Genomic DNA, 15,549 nt, shown 5'->3' on the forward strand with positions numbered 1-15,549 from the left:
GTGGACTATATGAGCGGCGTTGGCAACGATGGTGGCATCAAGCCGAACCCAGTCGAACTTAGCCAATCAACGCCAGACCTCCCTGACGCCCAACCTCGGCTTGTATTTCAGCGACGAGGCTATCAAGAGCCGGGTTCCGCGCCTTCCGTGCCCGCCGTACAACATAGGCAAGCGAAGGGGGTGCGGGTAAGCGATCGGAGATGAGGCGCATGTTGCGGCTGATATGACGATCGCTCAACAATGCGACTCCCATCCCGGCATTGACCGCAGAGACAATACCCGCCGAGCTGGAGCACTCAAAAACCGTTTCCAGAACGACATCATCCCGCCCCACATCAAGCGCCCACTTCCGGTAAAAGCAGTCATCATCGAAGGACAAGAACGGGACTGGCTCTTCGCGTCGGAGCTCTAGCTCGGGGTGGCTTACCCAGCGAAGAGCTTCATTGTAGAGAACAACATCCGTGGGCCTCACTTCATGATCAAAAATCTGAACGATTGCGGCGTCCAACTCGGCACGCTCCAGCATGCCGCGGAGGACAAGGCTCATTCGAACCTTCGTCTTAACAGCCACATTCGGGTGCAGTTTTTTGAAGCGTCCAAGTACGCGTGCAAGGTCGCTGCAAGCGGTATCCTCTGTAAAACCCAGCAGCAGTCGGCCCGCGAGTGGCGTCTTCGCGAGACTCCGCAAAGCCTCGTCGTGCAGGTCTAGTATCTTGTTCGCATAGTCCAGGAGCTCTTGACCAGCTGTGGTGAAAACTGGGCCGCCTGTTCGGCGCGAGAGCAACTCGCAGTCAAGATTCAGCTCAAGTCGCCGAATCTTGTGGCTGACGGCCGATTGCGAAAGTCCTAAGGCAGCCGCTGCCCTGGTGATTCCGCCGTGGTGCTTGATCGCGCGCATTGCCCGCAGTGCGTCAATTTCCAAACGGCGACTGTTGATCTCGATCATCCTGACATCCGCGTCAGTGTTGCAGGGCGATCCTAACAGTATGACAGATACAGAACGAATGTCATGGCATCATCGACATTTGTCATGCGGCATTGCGATGTCGGCTCGTTAATCCTGGAACGTAGCTGCATGTACGAGGCACAATGAATTTTTCGAAGGCATTAAGGGCCAACATCACCGCCTTTGTTCGTGGCCGCTATTGGCCACCCTTCTGATCGTTGGCTGGAGCTCCGGGTTCGTGGGGATCCGATATGCGAATGAGGAGGCAAGCGTCATGCTGCTGCTCTTCTGGCGCACCCTGCTGGCCGGACTGGTCTTACTTCCGTTCGCGCTGGCCTTTGGTCCCAGAATGTCGCTAGCTGCAGTCAGGTATCAAGCGTTGCTCGGGTTCATGGCGGTTTTTCTGTACCTGGGCGGTTTCGCGCTCGCCATAGAGCAGAAAGTGCCAACCGGTTTGGTAGCACTCATCGCCGACCTCCTTCCGCTTGCTGTTGCTGCCCTCTCGCAACCCGTCCTCGGTGAGCGCTTGACGACACGACAGTGGCAAGGGACCGCAATCGCAGTCTCAGGTGTGTTGATCGTATCCTTTGACAGCCTCGGTATAGGCACCGCTCCGGCCTGGGCCTATATTCTCACGGTTGGATCAATGTTGATCCTCGCTCTCGCCTCTGTTGTGAACAGGAGGAACTCAACGAGCGGCATGCCGGTCCATCAAAGTCTCTGTGTCCAAATGCTGACGGGCGCGGTTCTGTTCGGGCTTTGCGCGTCCATGCAAGGCAGCCTTGTGCCTCCTCTCACGCAGAAATTCGCGCTCGCCATGGCCTGGCTGGTGCTGATCGCGACGTTCCTAGCCTACTCGGTGTAATACACCAGCCTTCGGCTCTTCCCCGCAGCAAAGGTCAGCGCGGCCATCTACCTCAGCCCGCCAGTTACAATGCTGTGGGCATGGATGCTGTTTTCGGAGCCTCTGACGTTGATGATGCTGAGCGGGCTGGTGATAACTCTAGTCGGCGTGTGGATGACGTCTAGGCCGTAAAGGATGCGCCTTGAACAGAATTGAACCCTTGGCACCCTATTTGTCCGCGCCACTTCGAATGCAATCAGCAACCTGGCGTTCAATGGGAAGACGGGCTATTCGCTAAACGGAAGTTCAATATTTTCGCGGTTTTTCTTTGCGCCGTCCATTAGGACCGTTTTGAACCGGTCCGCATCTGGCGCCGGCAGCATCCCCGCCCCGGTTCGAATAGCTTGTTGCCATGCCGCCCCGCGCTCCCATGCTTCGTTGTAGACGAGGGCCAAGTCGGCAGATCGCCTCGTCTGCTCCAGCGCTTCAAAAAGCAGCGCGGCTTGGCGAAGGTCCTTCTCACGCTTCGCTGGCCCCTGCCCGTCAGAGTGGCGGCGGCTGGCGACTATGAGCTTGTGGACCGCATATCTAGTTGGATCGGGGACAACGACTGGGATGCCGCTTCGGTGGAGAAGTATTGTTCTTACGGGTTCCCTGATAAGAAAATCGAGAAAGCGTAGTGGATCCGCGCTGGCGCCGCCGAGGGCGGGCATCTTCGCCGGCTGATCGATGTAGTCGTCCGAGCCGCGGTTCGATGTCAAGAATTCCACCCTGTAGCCGTCGGCATTTTGAAATGCGGACGAAGCCGCTGATCCCGATCTATGTGGAACGGGCCGGAAACTGGCGTCGACGTCCTGCAGCAATTCTACGATCGGAGGCAGACTATCTTCAACCTCTCGACTAATGGCATAATCCTGAGCGATGTCCGCATCGCCGGTTAGTATGGCGGCCATGGGAAGGCGCACGCCCAACAGCCCTGAATAGCATTGAAAGGCCACCGTGCCGATGAGAACGCCACGAAGTCGAAAGAGACCGCCATTGGCTAAAGCTTCAACGATATCGCCTGACATTGCGTCGGGGGATATCATCCCGCCTTCACGGGTCAGGGTGTTTACCAGGCGCCTGCGAGCGCGTAGATCGTCCTTGTCCCGCTTATGATCAGATACGCGCTGCGCTATATCCGGATCGTCAGCAGGTCCAACATAACGACGTTTCGTACCACCGTGTCCGTCCGGGATGTCGAAATACCAATACTTCCGTCCCTTGATGTTCGCCGGAGTGAATCGACCCTCCGGAGGGAAATCGGCCGTCCATGCAGCGTCGAGCGAGCGCTGACCTAGCTCGGCAAGCATAGTTTGATACATGAGATCAACTGACTTCATAAGCTCGATTCCGATGTTATACTGTTTTTCAAAAACAGTATAATGCTCGAGTGGAACCGTCACAATAGGGAACTCGATTCTGTCGCCTTGACATAGATATGAACCACTGACCCGTAGTGGGAACGACAGGACACTGGATGCTCGAGACCATTCATCTGATCAAAACCTGCTCCGTCACTTTCCGTAGCGAACCAGCCCGGCTTGAGATGACCTTGTGAATTGCTGACAGGTTAGGATGCTTGATTCCCTCTTCGGTAAACTTAGCAGCAAGGGCATCTGACTCGCCCGCCGGCGTTATCAAAGGGCAAGGTGTGCCGCTCAACCAACTATTTTTGGCCTGTTGATCTTCCCTGGCGTCAGGGCCATGGTCTGGGGCAATTGTCCACAATTACACGAGCTGTCCCCGTCAGGCCTCACCGCGCTCAACCTCTGCCCTATGCTTGTCCGGCCGGAAAACCGCGACGGCGAAGGTAGCCATGGTCAAGGCACCGGCAATGAGAAAGGTCAGGCGCATCCCGGATGCTATAGCCGACGCCGGCGCCTGGGTGACATCCGTTGTGCCGACACCAAGGGCGAAGAAAAGGCCCATGGCCGAAGCACCGCCAATCAGCCCGATATTACGCGACAAGCCCAAGAGCCCGGAGACGGTCCCGCGGCGGTCCTTGGCCACATCCGCTAGGGCTGCCGTATTGTTCGCCGCCTGGAACAGTTGATAACCCGGTGTAAGGACGAGAATCGACAGCACATAACCGGCGACCCCGATCACGCCCGGCACGATGGCCAGCATAAGCGCTCCAACACCCAGCAGGGCCAGGCCGATTGCCAGCATGCGGTGGCTGCCCCAGGCATCCACGAGCCGGCCGGATGGCACGCCGCTGACGATCGAAATCACCGGGCCGATCGCCATCACCGCGCCGACCTCAGAAACGGTCAATCCCAGCCCGAGGCCGAGATAGAAGGGTCCCACCACCAGCGTCGTCATCATGATGGCAGCGACCAGCAGATTCATAAGGAGATTGCCGGTCAGACTCCGGTCCATCACCGACCACAGGCTCGGCGCCTTGCTATCGGCTAAGTTCGCGTCACGCGGCAGAAACGAGACTGCCAGGATCAACGCCAAGGCTGCCAACGGCAGCTGCATCCAGAATATCGCCCGCCAGCCCGACAGCGGGATCAGCAGCCCGCCGAGAGAGGGGCCAAGGGCAGTGCCGATGGCCGAGACGGTGCCGAGCAGGCCCATGGCCCGCCCTGTCTGCATCTCGCCTGCAGTCTGGCGCATCAACGCCATGGCCAGCGTCATCAGAAATGCCGCGCCGGCGCCCTGAAACGCCCTTGCAACGATCAGCACCGACAAGGTCGGCGCGGCGGCGCACAGCCCGGTGGCCAACGCAAACAGCACCAGGCCCAGCACGAGCATCGCCTTGGCACCGAAGCGATCGGCAAGACGGCCGGCGACGACGACGCAGACCGTCAGGCTGGCGAGATAGGCCACCGTGACGGCCTGCACCTGCGGAAGCGGCGCGGCAAAGGCCTTGGCGAGATCCGGCAGGGCGATGTTGGCAATGCTAGTGCCGAGCGAGGCAAGCCCAGTGGCCAGCGAGAGGGCGATCGTGATGCCGGCTCGACCAGAAAGCGGTCGGAGTGAATCGATGGTGTCCAATGTCGTTTCCACTTGTCAAATGATCAACTGAGGGGCAAGCTGCCACTTCAAGCCAACTTGAGGTCAAGTATGAAATTCCTGGATATCGGTGAGGTCGCTGCGCGCACAGGGATCAAGCCGTCGGCCCTGCGCTATTACGAGGAGGCTGGCCTGATCGCCTCGGTATCGCGTCACGGCCTGCGCCGGCAGTTTCCGCCCGAGGTGCTGCTGCAGCTCAAGATAATCGCCATGGGGAAATCTGCGGGCTTCTCGCTCGAGGAGATCGCCGGCATGTTTGGACGCAATGGCTTGCCAGATCTGCCCCGCGACCTGCTGCGTCAAAAGGCGGAGCACATCGATCAACAGATCGCGGAGCTGACGGCGCTGCGCGAGACACTGCGTCATATCGCCGATTGTCCGGCCCCATCGCATATGGAATGCCCCACGTTCCGAAGGCTGATCCATGGGGCCATCAAACGCGGAGGCCAGGCGAGCGGTCCCCCAAAGCGGTCATTGAAAGCGGACGAAGTATAGCCACGAGAGCCCGTCCGGCTACTCCCCGAGCGTGGCAATCTGCGCCGAGAAAGTGGTTCATCAGGTTGTTGCAGTAGGTGAAGGCGTGTGCTCTTGAACAGATATGAACCGGCGGTCCTGCTGTCCGAAAACCAGTGCGCTGAAACCGCTCAACGGAGACTTTCGGTTTGCCGTACGGGGAACCGCAATATTGGCGGAATGAGATTGTCCGGTCCAACCGAAAAATGTCCAACAGCGGCCATTGTTGGCCGCCAGCACAACCACTTGCCGCCCCAAAAAGAGGCACCTCATTCAGGCTCGCGAAAGCTCGGCGTCTACGAAGTTAAAATCGCCCCCAACTCTTCTTCAGCGATGCTGTGACTAATTTGTCCGGAAGCAATCGCGGTAAAAGGCAGGTGTAATTCCGAGTTGTTTTCGAAATACTCGGTGCAGAGCATGCAGGCTGCCAAATCCGGATTGCTCGGCAATGCGAGCCAGGGGCCAATCTGATGTCTCAAGCAACATCTTTGCTCGCTCGATCCGAGCGGTCTCAACAAAGTGAGCTGGCGTCGTGCCTGTGGAGCGCGAAAAAGTCCGCTCGCTCATTCCTGCTTTATTGGCAAGAGCAGGACCGGACAAATCTCCCGTGGGATTTTCGACAATTTCGGTGATCAGGTTTCGCAACCGGGGCGTCGCTTTGACCTGCATCGCCAGTCCTGGACTGAACTGGGCCTGCCCAGCATTAGCGGTCTTGAAGATTCGAAGCGGAATCAAGCTCGTACGGGAAAAAGAATTTTGTAGGCCGTCGGATGATGGTGCGCGCGCTCGGTGAATAGCGGGGATGAATGCACGGCGTGGCAATGTTTTTAAGAGTTTTGTGCTGAACTCTCCCAATGACGAAGCCCCCGAGATCAAAACCGCTCCTTCGTGATACCGAAGCTCCGATCCGCTCGAAGCCGCGTCGGAAGCGCAATCCGGCGCAGCCGCAGCTTCTGTTCGATCCAATGCCTGACCGCGTCGAGCCGGCGCTTGCGCAATTGAAGGCCCATCCGCCACGAGGTGACCAGTGGAGCTGGGAGCTGAAGTGGGATGGCTATCGATTGGCGGTGCATATCGAGCCGACAGGCGTCCGTGTCCTCACCCGTGGCGGCCATGACTGGACACATCGCTTTCCTGATATCGCAGAGGCGGCCCGGGCCCTCGGGCCAGCCACCATGATCATCGATGGCGAGGCAGTGGTGCTTGACGAGCAAGGGCGGCCGGACTTCGGGCTCCTGCAGAAATCGTTAGGTGCTTCCGGCCGGGCCGCTGGCCGTCGAGCGTCTGATGCCATCCTCTACGCCTTCGATCTTATCTACCTCGACGGTCACGATTTACGCAGCGTCGAGTACCGTTCGCGCCGCCATCTTCTTGAGGACACCCTAAACGGCAAAGATGGCGCCATCCGCCTGTCGGAAACCATCGATGCCGACGCAAACGTCATCCTCGAACATGTGTGCGGCCTTGGCCTCGAAGGCATCGTCGGCAAGCATCTCGATCAGCCCTATCGTTCCGGCCGCACAGGCGACTGGGTGAAGGTCAAATGCGTTGAAAGCGAAGCCTTCATGGTCGTAGGCTATGAGCCATCCACCGCATCGCCGGGCGGTTTCGCATCGCTGGCGCTTGCTGCCTATCGTGGCGACCAACTCGTCCATGTCGGGAACGTCGGGACGGGCTTCAAGGAAGCCGAGATGATCAGGCTGCGCAAGATACTCGACAAACTCCGCTGGAAACGAAAGCAGCCGCCTGTCGCCTTTGCTGAAAAATCAGATATCGTCTGGGTCGCGCCGACCTTGATCGCCGAGATCGAGTTCAGGGCGTGGACCGGCGACGATAAACTGCGGCATGCTTCCTATAAGGGCCTGCGGGAACGGCAGGATAACGCCGACGTTTACCACCTCGACTAGAGACGCAGGCGGAACTCATCCGTCAAACTGCATTGGGTCGCAACGGAGGAATTGCTGCCATGTGCAATCTTTATCGCATGGAAGACAAGGACTGGGTCTCGAAATGGGCCCAAGACGCCGAGAGCCTTATCAACCTGATGCCGGCCTATCAGATGAACCCCGACCAGATGGGCCCAATCGTCCGTAACGCGGCAGACGGAAAGACGCAGCTCGTGCATGCACGCTGGGGCCTGCCCTCGCCGATCTTCGTACAGAAGAAGGCCGCCGAAGCTCGGGCGGAGAAACTGAAGGCCAAAGGCAAGGCCGTCGACATGGACGAACTCATCCGCATGGAGCCCGACCGTGGTGTGACGAATGTGCGCAAGCTCAACCTGCCTCACTGGACGCGCTGGTTCGGCGTCGATCACAGGTGCATCGTGCCCGTCACCAGCTTTGCCGAACCGGACCAGGCGAGCAAACAGGCAGGTGGCAATGTGCCTAACGCCTGGTTCGCTCGCGACGAGGAAAAGTCGCTGATGTTCTTCGCTGGTATCCACGTGCCGCAATGGAAGAGCGTCCGGAAGGTAAAGGATGGAATGACCACGGATGATCTCTATGGTTTCCTGACCACGGATCCCAATGATCTCGTTAAGCCGATCCACGAAAAGGCCATGCCTGTCCTGCTGCTGACGAAGGAAGAAACCGATATCTGGATGCGGGCGCCCTGGGACGAGGCAAAGCACCTTGCTCGCCCGCTTCCGGACGATGCGCTGATCATTTTGTCGCGTGAGCCCTATGGATCGTCAATCGTATCGAAATCTGGCGAGCTTGTTGAGCAGGGTAGACTGTTTTAACCCGCCTGCCTGCCCAATGGGGATCGATTACCTCGTCTTCCGCTTCTTCGCCCGTTCGTCCTGCAGCTCTATCCAGACGGGTGCATGGTCGCTGGTGTGGTCCCATCCGCGCACATGCCGGTCGACCTCTGCCTTAGAGAGCATTGCCGCAGCTTCGGAACTCAGGAGGACGTGGTCTATCCGCAACCCCGCATCTCGTGCGTAGGCATTGCGGAAATAGTCCCAGAACGTGTAGATGCGTTCGTTCGGGTGAAGATGCCGTAGCGCATCTGTCCAACCTTGATTGACCAGCTCCCTATAGGCTTCCCGGACTTCCACCCGGAACAACGCGTCGTTGGTCCAGCGCTCCGGCTTGTAGACGTCCACCTCTGTCGGCATGACGTTGTAGTCGCCTGCGAGCACGACCGGAACTTCTAGTTCGAGCAGTTCCGCCGCATAGTCGTGCAGCCTCTTGAACCAACGGAGTTTGTAATCGAATTTCGGCCCGGGGTAAGGATTGCCGTTAGGGAGGTAGAGCCCGCCGATTATGATGCCGTTGACGATTGCCTCGATATAGCGGCTGTGTTCGTCTTCCGGCTCACCGGGCAGACCTTTTCTCGTGAGGTGAGGCTCCTGACCCTTGGCAAGGATCGCGACGCCGTTCCAGGATTTCTGGCCCTGCCAGACGGCACCGTAGCCGGCGGCTTCGATCGCTTTGATCGGGAACTTATTCTGGGGCGCCTTCAGTTCCTGCAGGCAAACGACGTCCGGATCGGCTTCATCCAACCACCTGAGCAGGACTTCAAGCCGGCCGTTGACGCCGTTGACGTTATAGGTCGCGAGCTTCACCGATCAGTGCCGACCGATTTCCGCTTCCACCTTTTTGCGAGAATTACCGGCGCTCTTCACGGCCTTCTTGACCGTGTCCTTCGAGACGCCTTCTTTCTTCGCCTCGTAGCGGACTTCATGATCCTGTCCGGCTGCGACCTTGGCCCGATCCTGAGCTCTGCCTCGCGATGTGGTTGCCATCGTCGTTCTCCTTATGGTTTCGGTCACCGGAAAACGGACACTGATTCAAGAAGTTCCATTCTGTTCGTTACGCGTGATCCTCAGACTAGCGCGGCCGGGAGCCGCTGGGCACCTGCTGGCGCAGCAACCGCATCAGGTCTCTCTTAGATGAGCATGCTTCATTTTTGACAGCGCGGGTCAATCCCCCACCCTTCCTGGAAGACCGGTCAGATCCTGAGCCCATCCCAAAGCCGAGGAGCACCAGATCTGGGAGCGGGGCCTAAGCTCCTGGCGCTGATTAATCGTTCCCAATCTGATCCCGACCTCTTCGGCGTCTTCATCCTCTCCAGTCGTATAGATGGGCGATCCGCAATCAGCACAGAAGAACTGCAAGCGCCGGCGACCGTTATCGGCAGTCTTGACATAAAGCTTGGGCTCGCCGGTCGTAATCTGAAACTGGCTGCGTTGCGTGCTGACGGTCACCCTGTAGGCGGTTCCCGTCAATCTCTGGCAGTCGGTGCAGTGGCAAATGGCCACGTCTTGTGGATCGATCTCGGCTTCATAGGTGATCTTTTTGCATTGGCATGCGCCATCGATGTGCATGTCATCCCTCCATCCGTATTGCTGTTTCCATGAGAATGCCCCTCGCAAGTGGACCGCTACATCTGCCGGTCCTGAAACCCCTCGACACCTTGATTTTTACGTCTGCGCCTGTCGCGGGATTTTGCCTGCCTTCTTGCCTCCCGCAACTCGATCAATGTGGGCTGCCACCATCCGCGGTCTTTTTCGTATTCGGACGGCTCGTGGCGTGCCGGCCAAGTTTGAACCAATTCCTCCAGCGTCGGTAGACGCCATCCTGCCCACACATGCTCAGCGCTGACGTCAGGATGGTGCTCGGACACCTCATTCTGATCGACGAGCTCACCGGTGATTTCGGTGATGACCACGATCCCGTAAGCGGTTGTGCCAATCGGGCAGCCAAGACGCGGTAGATCATGGCTCGGGACTGGAAGTCTCTTCCTCCTTCGCTCCGACGTTCGGCGTTTCGCCTTGGCTTCTTCCTCGGTGCCTCTCCTCGCTTCGGCCCTTTTGCGTCGCTCCGAGGGTTCGGCCCACCTGGCAGCATCCTCGATGGCTTCCCACCGCTGCTGCAGCTCGTCATAGGAAGAATAAGGAACCTCCCAGACCTTGTCGTCTCCGTTCCAGCGGGCGAACGGAATCTGCCGGAGTTCGTCGACGACGGTGCGGGAATATGGCGTGCGGACGCGCAAACCGCGGTCGTGGACCTCCAGGTAAGGGCTGAGGATCGGCTCGAACTCGAAGGCGTCACGTCCTTTCGCCTCCTCGAACGGAGTTTTGCGGTCGGCTTCCGACGCCAGCCACCGGTCGATGCGGCGCCGCGCCGTGCTGCCAGGAACCGTCCAGGCCTGCAGGCGGTCGCTCCACCGCGCCTTCGGGAAAGTCTCGCGAAACCGCGCCACAGTCATGCGGTCGAAGGGAAACGAGACCGTTTCCGAAGCCGGGCTATCCTCGTGATCTTCATCATGTTCGTCGTCCATGGCAAGAAACGATCTTGGGTCGACCGAAGTTGCGCCTTAGCCAGCGCGCCGGGCAGGACTTGAAGTGAATTCGTCAAATGAGGCTAACCAGCCGCTCCGTGCGCGCTTCCCTCCCTTCTGCAATCTGTTCCAGCCTAGAGCGGGACAACACCAACCAGGCAAGAACACTATTCGGCCACCACGCCGCACGCGAGCGCCGGCCCATTGAATTCGATCGAAGCCTGGCCATCGACATCGTTGGTGTAACGGGCGATGGTTTTGTTTGGATAAAAATACGCTAACCGGAACTGGTAAGGAGTTCCGTTTCGATTGTCCGGAACGTCCGGGGCTATCATCGGCTGCGCATTGTCGAGGATGCCTGCAACAAGGTCCCAATCCATTGCCTCGGCAGATTGAACGTCGAGAGGCACAATTCGAGACAACGCCTGTGTCTTGCTCTGCATACATTTTTTTCGCACGGACATTCCCAGCCTCCTATTGACGGTTGCGTGTGTTGATCCGCTCGATGCCAAACGCTTCGTTGAGCGCCGGCGACGGGATGCGCTCCTTCTTCGTCCCCAGCACGGTCGGCCCCATGGTGATCTGCAATTCATCAGTGCGCGTGCGTGTCGCACTTAGTATGCTCGGATTCGGATTGACGGTCACATCGGTGAACGTCCATGTCGGGGTTGCGGACATGCCGCCTGTCACCTGGAAGGAGACTTTATGTGTGATCGTTTCGAAGGGGCCACCCTCGAGGTTCTCGGACAGCGTCCTGAAACCATCCCATGCCTGAAGGGAAGCCTGGAGGCTGCTCGCAATCCCGAGATTGCCCGCGATCGGTTCGACATCGTCGTTCAACTTCGAGCAATCGATCTTTTTGCCTGCCTCATCGATACGATCCCGGGAGGTCAGAAGCTCCTTGAACGGCAGATAGTAGGTCATCGTCATTTCGCGAGTGCCGTTGGCCTCGGTCTGAACGCCGACTGTGGTCTTTAGGATTCCGGGGCCATTCAGCCATGAGACATTAGGGTTAAAGTTGCCCTTGTCATAGGCTCTGATCGTCAGCGCGATCTTTGCAGCCCAGTCGTATAGCTGCTTCCTGTTGGGGTCTTCAGGAGCATATTCCGTCGCCACTGCGTGGCGAAGCTCACACCGGACATGCTGAGCGATCGAGCGAACGAAAAGTGCAAAATCTTCATCGCTTTTGTGACTGTAGTCCATAACGGGCAGGGCCGTCCCGCACGCGCTCAGCGCAGTCGACAAGACCAGCATCCCCACTGCTCGAAATGAACTTCTACTCATTTGAATTCCCCCGCCCGCGTTAACCATATTATCTCAGCGGAAAGTTGCAAGTCGTACTGAAAATTTACCATCGGACGAGTAGCGTCGGAGGAGGGTCGCTGGATGACTGCGCACCCGGCGCCGGAATTGGAGGACGTTGAAACGGGCAAGAAAGAAACCCGGAGCGATGCTTTACCCAGGAATAGGGATGATCGCGCCATCGGTTCAACTCTGGACGCCGAAACCACTATGGATCGAGCGGCTAAAGCGGCATTGGTCAAAGCGGAAATCGGCAAGAAAGAAGGACAAATGGACACGACTAACACAACGAAAGCTTCCCGGATCCGAGCTTTGGCCGCCGAGGGCTTGGTAACCGCCGATATCGCGCGGCAGCTTGGTATCCGCTACCAGCACGCCTATAAGGTGTTAAAACGCTCAAGCATCGGCCCCGCAGACGCTCCTCCGCTCCCGATCCAGAAGCCTCCAAGGCCGGAGAAGCCGCCGCTACCGGTTTCAGTTCTCACGGAGGGCGGCTTCCATCACGCTGGCCGGTGGTCCCTCTCTCCTGCCGAGAACCTGATCACTGATCTTCCATTGCCGAAAGAAGTAGGTGTCTACGCGTTCGTGAAAGATGGTTTCGCCACCTACGTCGGGGTAGCGACCATGGGCATCGCCAAGCGGCTCTACTTTTACGGCCGCCCAGGCATCTCACAACGAACCAGTCAGCGGCTCAACGCAACTATCAAGGAAGAACTGCGACAGTCCGCCACGATTGAGATTTACGTCGCCTTCCCTTCCGACCTCGAGTGGAATGGGCTGCCTGTGCATGGCAGTGCCGGACTCGAACTGGGCCTGATTAAGACATTCGCGCTACCTTGGAATATGCGAAGCGCGGGATAGCAGGTCTTGCGCAGAACGTAATCATAGTTCCATCTGCCGCTTCCGCGGTCTCTAGCACGACGACGCCTCCGAGCCGGCGACTACCGGGCGTTATGGTCCTTCGGCCTCAGACTATGTGTCATACCCGAAATGATCGAGGTCCAGCAATCGATCCCGTCACAGTAGAGACTCACCTGCGACATGGAGGCTCTGAGCTCGCGTGCTGCAGGACGGGATGAGAGAAACTCAGCCACGAATGCCTGAATTGATGCTGCCTTCGCCGTTGGCGGTAGGAACGCAAGGAGGAAGCTGAAGCTTCTGAGATGAACCGCCCTGACGATCTTCATTCCCGCGGGTGTTTTATACCCGACGAACCCGACTCGATTGATGGCAGGCCTTATGGTTGTTGGCATTGCACCTTGGGCTTCGTCGTCGGGGAGCTCGCTTGGATAGGTCATCTCCAGGAAAAGTTTCACACTCCGCCCGATCGAGTGGTTATTTCCCATGATGTAAGGCAGCAGGGGCCGAAACAATGCCGCATCTGAACTGCTCATACGCGCTGAGTTGTACGACATTTTGAGCAGCCATCGCTTTAACAAATGGTAGTCGTACGCCAGATTTACCTCCTCGCCGCGCTCCCGGATTAAGTAAAATTCGCGGTCAAAAGCCTGGCAGATGTAATCATCGAGCTTAGACAGTTCACCGTTGTTGCAAGTCGCACAAACGTCCCGGATGGTGGGCTCGTTGGACAATGCTTTGCCCAAACGCGCTATCCAGAATTTTTGTTCGCCCCCATCAAGAAGAGCGGCTACCCTTCTATGCAGACTCGCCGGCCAAAGGTGTTCCTTGGTTCGCTTTGCGTCTGTCGGTCCGCAAAATGCACATTGCCATTCGGCCACTTTTACCCCCGATTTTTGTATTGTCCCCGACGTTGTCTGTCTGGCCGGCGCGTTGCATTAACCGCTAGAAATATGCTCATCTTATTCCCTAGTTGCATAGTGTCTCCTGCTCTCACCAATGAGCGAGTTGCATTGCATCGTTTCGCACAGGCCAAAAGATGACGTCGACGACACTCACTGGCGAAGATGCCGCCAGTTTAATTGAGAGCCAACTCGCCCGGCATGCCGGCGGCATCCTGCAAGCGCTGGCGAGGTTTGAACCTGGCGCGGCCGTCAGATCCTGGTATGAAACAATCAGAGCGATTGAAGAGCTCATCAATTTGCCCGGAGAAATCAATGATGACGTGCTTGCGTCCGCGCTATTCGCTCTCAATCTCGAGCCTGCGGAAATCAATCGACGGCGCCTAAGATTCGTTCTCCACTACCTCGGCTATTACTATGGTGCCGCATTCGCGCAGCGGCAGACGCTGCTTCTACTGCAGCTTTCTCAAATGCAGAACAGCTTTAAAATTGGAGGGCACATTTTCGCCGCGCTAGGCTTGTCGACGGTGTCGCACGCGATCGGATACCTACAGTCCCGACGCCGCCACTTGATGAGCTTGCTCTACATAATTCCGCAGGCATGCAGGGGAACGGTCCGCATGCCCCATCCTGATGCGTTAGCTTGGATGCTGCCACATGCCGAGATCAGCGGAACGACGATCACCGGGCTCTTGCAGCAGCGGGCAATGAGCGAGCTCCATGATGACTTTAGGCTTTACGTCGAGCCGCAGGGGTTCACCACTTCCCACCGTTATCACACCCTCGACGAAATGTTTCTTGAGGCTGAAAGAGTCCCTATCGTTGATATTGCATCTGACGCCGCGCCAGTTGAATTCGAGCCTGTACCGTCGGATCGCATTTTCAGCGCCGCCGAGTTGCGCAACCAGATCGCACTGATGGGAGCAGCCTTCGCTGAATTCGAGCTCGAGGATACCGCGTTTACTCGACTGGCCAATGTAGCTCGGGACCTTTCCTGGCAAACGGAGGACGATTTCTGGATAACGGTATCACCGGAAGAGCTGAATGCGCTCGCGGACAAGCATGAAGTTTCACTTCCACATAGACGTTTGCTGACGACCTCAAGCGAAACATATGTCGCCGCGCTGAACTGCTATGCTGCTTTCGTTCCCTGCGAGGGCGAACTCCTTTGCTCTGTAACGTCACTAAGCCGCTTTCTTTACAACTTTAAAAACATCTGCCTCTACAGCAAACGTCGTTTTCAGATCCGTTCTGGCTTCATTTTTGAAGAGCGCATCAAGGGAGAGCTTGCGAGGCAAGGGTTCGTTGTACAACCGATTAAACGTATCGACCGAAAAGAGTTCGACGTTGTCGCTACCCGTGGCGGCGTCGTCTTCAATATTCAGTGCAAAAATAACCTTATCGATCCCTCGTGGATTGATCTCGACCCGGCACGATTTATCCGCACCAACCGAACTCTGGAACGCTACTATGAGCGCGCGATCAGCAAGGAACGATCGAGAGAGGAACTGCTCAAAAATCGCCTCGGCCTGGACAGGGTGGAGCCGTTCGTGATCACCCGCTTCCCAATAATTTCGAACAACCCACGCATCTCCTCTCTTTCTCAAATTGGCGAGTTTTCGGCCATGGCCGATTCGATATTGGCCACAAAGCCTGTACCTTAGGGGCAGCAAAGTGGTCAGGGCACGCAAACCTTGGCGATTGGCGCCACGCTCTGTATGTCCTTTCCAGCAGCCGACGTGGATACTCTGGCGACGGACGAACAAAAAGTCGGCGGAGAATGCGACAAGCCGACCCCACCATTGTAGGTTAACGATCTGCAGGCGGAATATCTCTAG

16 protein-coding genes and 1 pseudogene are annotated in these 15,549 nt (G+C 57.6%); 6 read left to right on the forward strand and 11 right to left on the reverse strand.

Going from position 1 to position 15,549, the window contains the following annotated elements; translation table 11 throughout:
• Window positions 1–58: 58 nt before the first annotated feature.
• Window positions 59–946, reverse strand: coding sequence for a LysR family transcriptional regulator (locus AT6N2_RS18790; RefSeq protein ID WP_209090722.1), 888 nt, complete (start codon window positions 944–946; stop codon window positions 59–61).
• A 160-nt stretch (window positions 947–1,106) separates the two neighbouring features.
• Between AT6N2_RS18790 and AT6N2_RS18795 the strand changes: the two are divergent.
• Window positions 1,107–1,982: pseudogene (locus AT6N2_RS18795) on the forward strand (DMT family transporter).
• A gap of 95 nt (window positions 1,983–2,077) precedes the next feature.
• Here the strand turns inward: AT6N2_RS18795 and AT6N2_RS18800 are convergent.
• Together AT6N2_RS18800 and AT6N2_RS18805 are read right to left on the reverse strand one after the other, a co-directional pair.
• Window positions 2,078–3,172 (reverse strand): nucleotidyltransferase family protein, encoded by a 1,095-nt coding sequence (locus AT6N2_RS18800; protein ID WP_144579150.1) that lies wholly within the window; start codon window positions 3,170–3,172, stop codon window positions 2,078–2,080.
• Window positions 3,173–3,578: 406 nt separating this feature from the next.
• Entirely contained in the window at window positions 3,579–4,832 is a 1,254-nt protein-coding gene (locus AT6N2_RS18805) for an MFS transporter (protein ID WP_144579125.1), read from the reverse strand.
• 69 nt (window positions 4,833–4,901) lie between these two features.
• Here AT6N2_RS18805 and AT6N2_RS18810 point away from each other — a divergent pair, with 69 nt between their 5' ends.
• Window positions 4,902–5,345: a helix-turn-helix domain-containing protein gene (locus AT6N2_RS18810; protein WP_209090724.1), complete on the forward strand. Its 444-nt coding sequence runs from the start codon at window positions 4,902–4,904 to the stop codon at window positions 5,343–5,345.
• Between the two features lie 360 nt (window positions 5,346–5,705).
• Here the strand turns inward: AT6N2_RS18810 and AT6N2_RS24245 are convergent, their stop codons facing one another.
• Window positions 5,706–6,218, reverse strand: a complete 513-nt coding sequence (locus tag AT6N2_RS24245; protein WP_233282546.1) for a helix-turn-helix domain-containing protein — start codon at window positions 6,216–6,218, stop codon at window positions 5,706–5,708.
• On the opposite strand from AT6N2_RS24245, the gene ligD reads away from it, so the two are divergent.
• Together ligD and AT6N2_RS18825 are read left to right on the forward strand one after the other, a co-directional pair.
• On the forward strand, window positions 6,218–7,270 hold the full coding sequence (gene ligD, locus AT6N2_RS18820) for a non-homologous end-joining DNA ligase (RefSeq protein WP_209090726.1): 1,053 nt from the start codon (window positions 6,218–6,220) through the stop codon (window positions 7,268–7,270). The two genes, AT6N2_RS24245 and ligD, sit on opposite strands and share 1 nt — an antisense overlap.
• Window positions 7,271–7,329: 59 nt before the next feature.
• Entirely contained in the window at window positions 7,330–8,103 is a 774-nt protein-coding gene (locus AT6N2_RS18825) for an SOS response-associated peptidase family protein (protein ID WP_209090728.1), read from the forward strand.
• A 27-nt stretch (window positions 8,104–8,130) separates the two neighbouring features.
• Here the strand turns inward: AT6N2_RS18825 and xth are convergent, their stop codons facing one another.
• From xth to AT6N2_RS18855, 6 genes are all read right to left on the reverse strand, one after another.
• The gene (gene xth / locus AT6N2_RS18830; protein ID WP_209090729.1) at window positions 8,131–8,931 is read right to left on the reverse strand and encodes an exodeoxyribonuclease III; all 801 of its coding nucleotides are present in this window, start codon (window positions 8,929–8,931) and stop codon (window positions 8,131–8,133) included.
• Between the two features lie 3 nt (window positions 8,932–8,934).
• On the reverse strand, window positions 8,935–9,111 hold the full coding sequence (locus AT6N2_RS18835; protein ID WP_018099080.1) for a DUF3606 domain-containing protein: 177 nt from the start codon (window positions 9,109–9,111) through the stop codon (window positions 8,935–8,937).
• 177 nt (window positions 9,112–9,288) lie between these two features.
• Complete coding sequence (locus AT6N2_RS18840; protein ID WP_209090730.1) at window positions 9,289–9,693, reverse strand: GFA family protein; 405 nt, start codon at window positions 9,691–9,693, stop codon at window positions 9,289–9,291.
• Window positions 9,694–9,749: 56 nt separating this feature from the next.
• Window positions 9,750–10,649, reverse strand: coding sequence for a hypothetical protein (locus tag AT6N2_RS18845; RefSeq protein WP_209090731.1), 900 nt, complete (start codon window positions 10,647–10,649; stop codon window positions 9,750–9,752).
• A gap of 167 nt (window positions 10,650–10,816) precedes the next feature.
• A complete protein-coding gene (locus tag AT6N2_RS18850) occupies window positions 10,817–11,113 on the reverse strand; it encodes a hypothetical protein (RefSeq protein ID WP_209090732.1) in 297 nt (98 codons plus the stop codon).
• 10 nt (window positions 11,114–11,123) lie between these two features.
• Complete coding sequence (locus tag AT6N2_RS18855; RefSeq protein ID WP_209090733.1) at window positions 11,124–11,894, reverse strand: hypothetical protein; 771 nt, start codon at window positions 11,892–11,894, stop codon at window positions 11,124–11,126.
• A gap of 141 nt (window positions 11,895–12,035) precedes the next feature.
• On the opposite strand from AT6N2_RS18855, the gene AT6N2_RS18860 reads away from it, so the two are divergent.
• Window positions 12,036–12,812, forward strand: coding sequence for a GIY-YIG nuclease family protein (locus AT6N2_RS18860; RefSeq protein WP_233282547.1), 777 nt, complete (start codon window positions 12,036–12,038; stop codon window positions 12,810–12,812).
• An 80-nt stretch (window positions 12,813–12,892) separates the two neighbouring features.
• Here the strand turns inward: AT6N2_RS18860 and AT6N2_RS18865 are convergent, their stop codons facing one another.
• A complete protein-coding gene (locus AT6N2_RS18865) occupies window positions 12,893–13,555 on the reverse strand; it encodes a hypothetical protein (RefSeq protein ID WP_209090734.1) in 663 nt (220 codons plus the stop codon).
• A 293-nt stretch (window positions 13,556–13,848) separates the two neighbouring features.
• Here AT6N2_RS18865 and AT6N2_RS18870 point away from each other — a divergent pair, with 293 nt between their 5' ends.
• Window positions 13,849–15,375 carry a hypothetical protein gene (locus AT6N2_RS18870; RefSeq protein ID WP_209090735.1) on the forward strand — a complete coding sequence of 509 codons (1,527 nt, stop codon included), beginning with the start codon at window positions 13,849–13,851 and terminating at the stop codon, window positions 15,373–15,375.
• Window positions 15,376–15,549 lie beyond the last annotated feature (174 nt).

Source organism: Agrobacterium tumefaciens (assembly GCF_017726655.1).
In the GTDB taxonomy this organism is placed as follows: Bacteria; Pseudomonadota; Alphaproteobacteria; order Rhizobiales; family Rhizobiaceae; genus Agrobacterium; species Agrobacterium tumefaciens_B.

Bases quoted from the DNA above. Each gene is read 5' to 3' on its own strand.
- AT6N2_RS18790 (WP_209090722.1), bottom strand. From the start codon at position 946: ATGATCGAGATCAACAGTCGCCGTTTGGAAATTGACGCACTGCGGGCA.
- AT6N2_RS18800 (WP_144579150.1), bottom strand. From the start codon at position 3,172: ATGAAGTCAGTTGATCTCATGTATCAAACTATGCTTGCCGAGCTAGGT.
- AT6N2_RS18810 (WP_209090724.1), top strand. From the start codon at position 4,902: ATGAAATTCCTGGATATCGGTGAGGTCGCTGCGCGCACAGGGATCAAG.
- ligD (WP_209090726.1), top strand. From the start codon at position 6,218: ATGACGAAGCCCCCGAGATCAAAACCGCTCCTTCGTGATACCGAAGCT.
- AT6N2_RS18825 (WP_209090728.1), top strand. From the start codon at position 7,330: ATGTGCAATCTTTATCGCATGGAAGACAAGGACTGGGTCTCGAAATGG.
- AT6N2_RS18835 (WP_018099080.1), bottom strand. From the start codon at position 9,111: ATGGCAACCACATCGCGAGGCAGAGCTCAGGATCGGGCCAAGGTCGCA.
- AT6N2_RS18840 (WP_209090730.1), bottom strand. From the start codon at position 9,693: ATGCACATCGATGGCGCATGCCAATGCAAAAAGATCACCTATGAAGCC.
- AT6N2_RS18845 (WP_209090731.1), bottom strand. From the start codon at position 10,649: ATGGACGACGAACATGATGAAGATCACGAGGATAGCCCGGCTTCGGAA.
- AT6N2_RS18850 (WP_209090732.1), bottom strand. From the start codon at position 11,113: ATGTCCGTGCGAAAAAAATGTATGCAGAGCAAGACACAGGCGTTGTCT.
- AT6N2_RS18860 (WP_233282547.1), top strand. From the start codon at position 12,036: ATGACTGCGCACCCGGCGCCGGAATTGGAGGACGTTGAAACGGGCAAG.
- AT6N2_RS18870 (WP_209090735.1), top strand. From the start codon at position 13,849: ATGACGTCGACGACACTCACTGGCGAAGATGCCGCCAGTTTAATTGAG.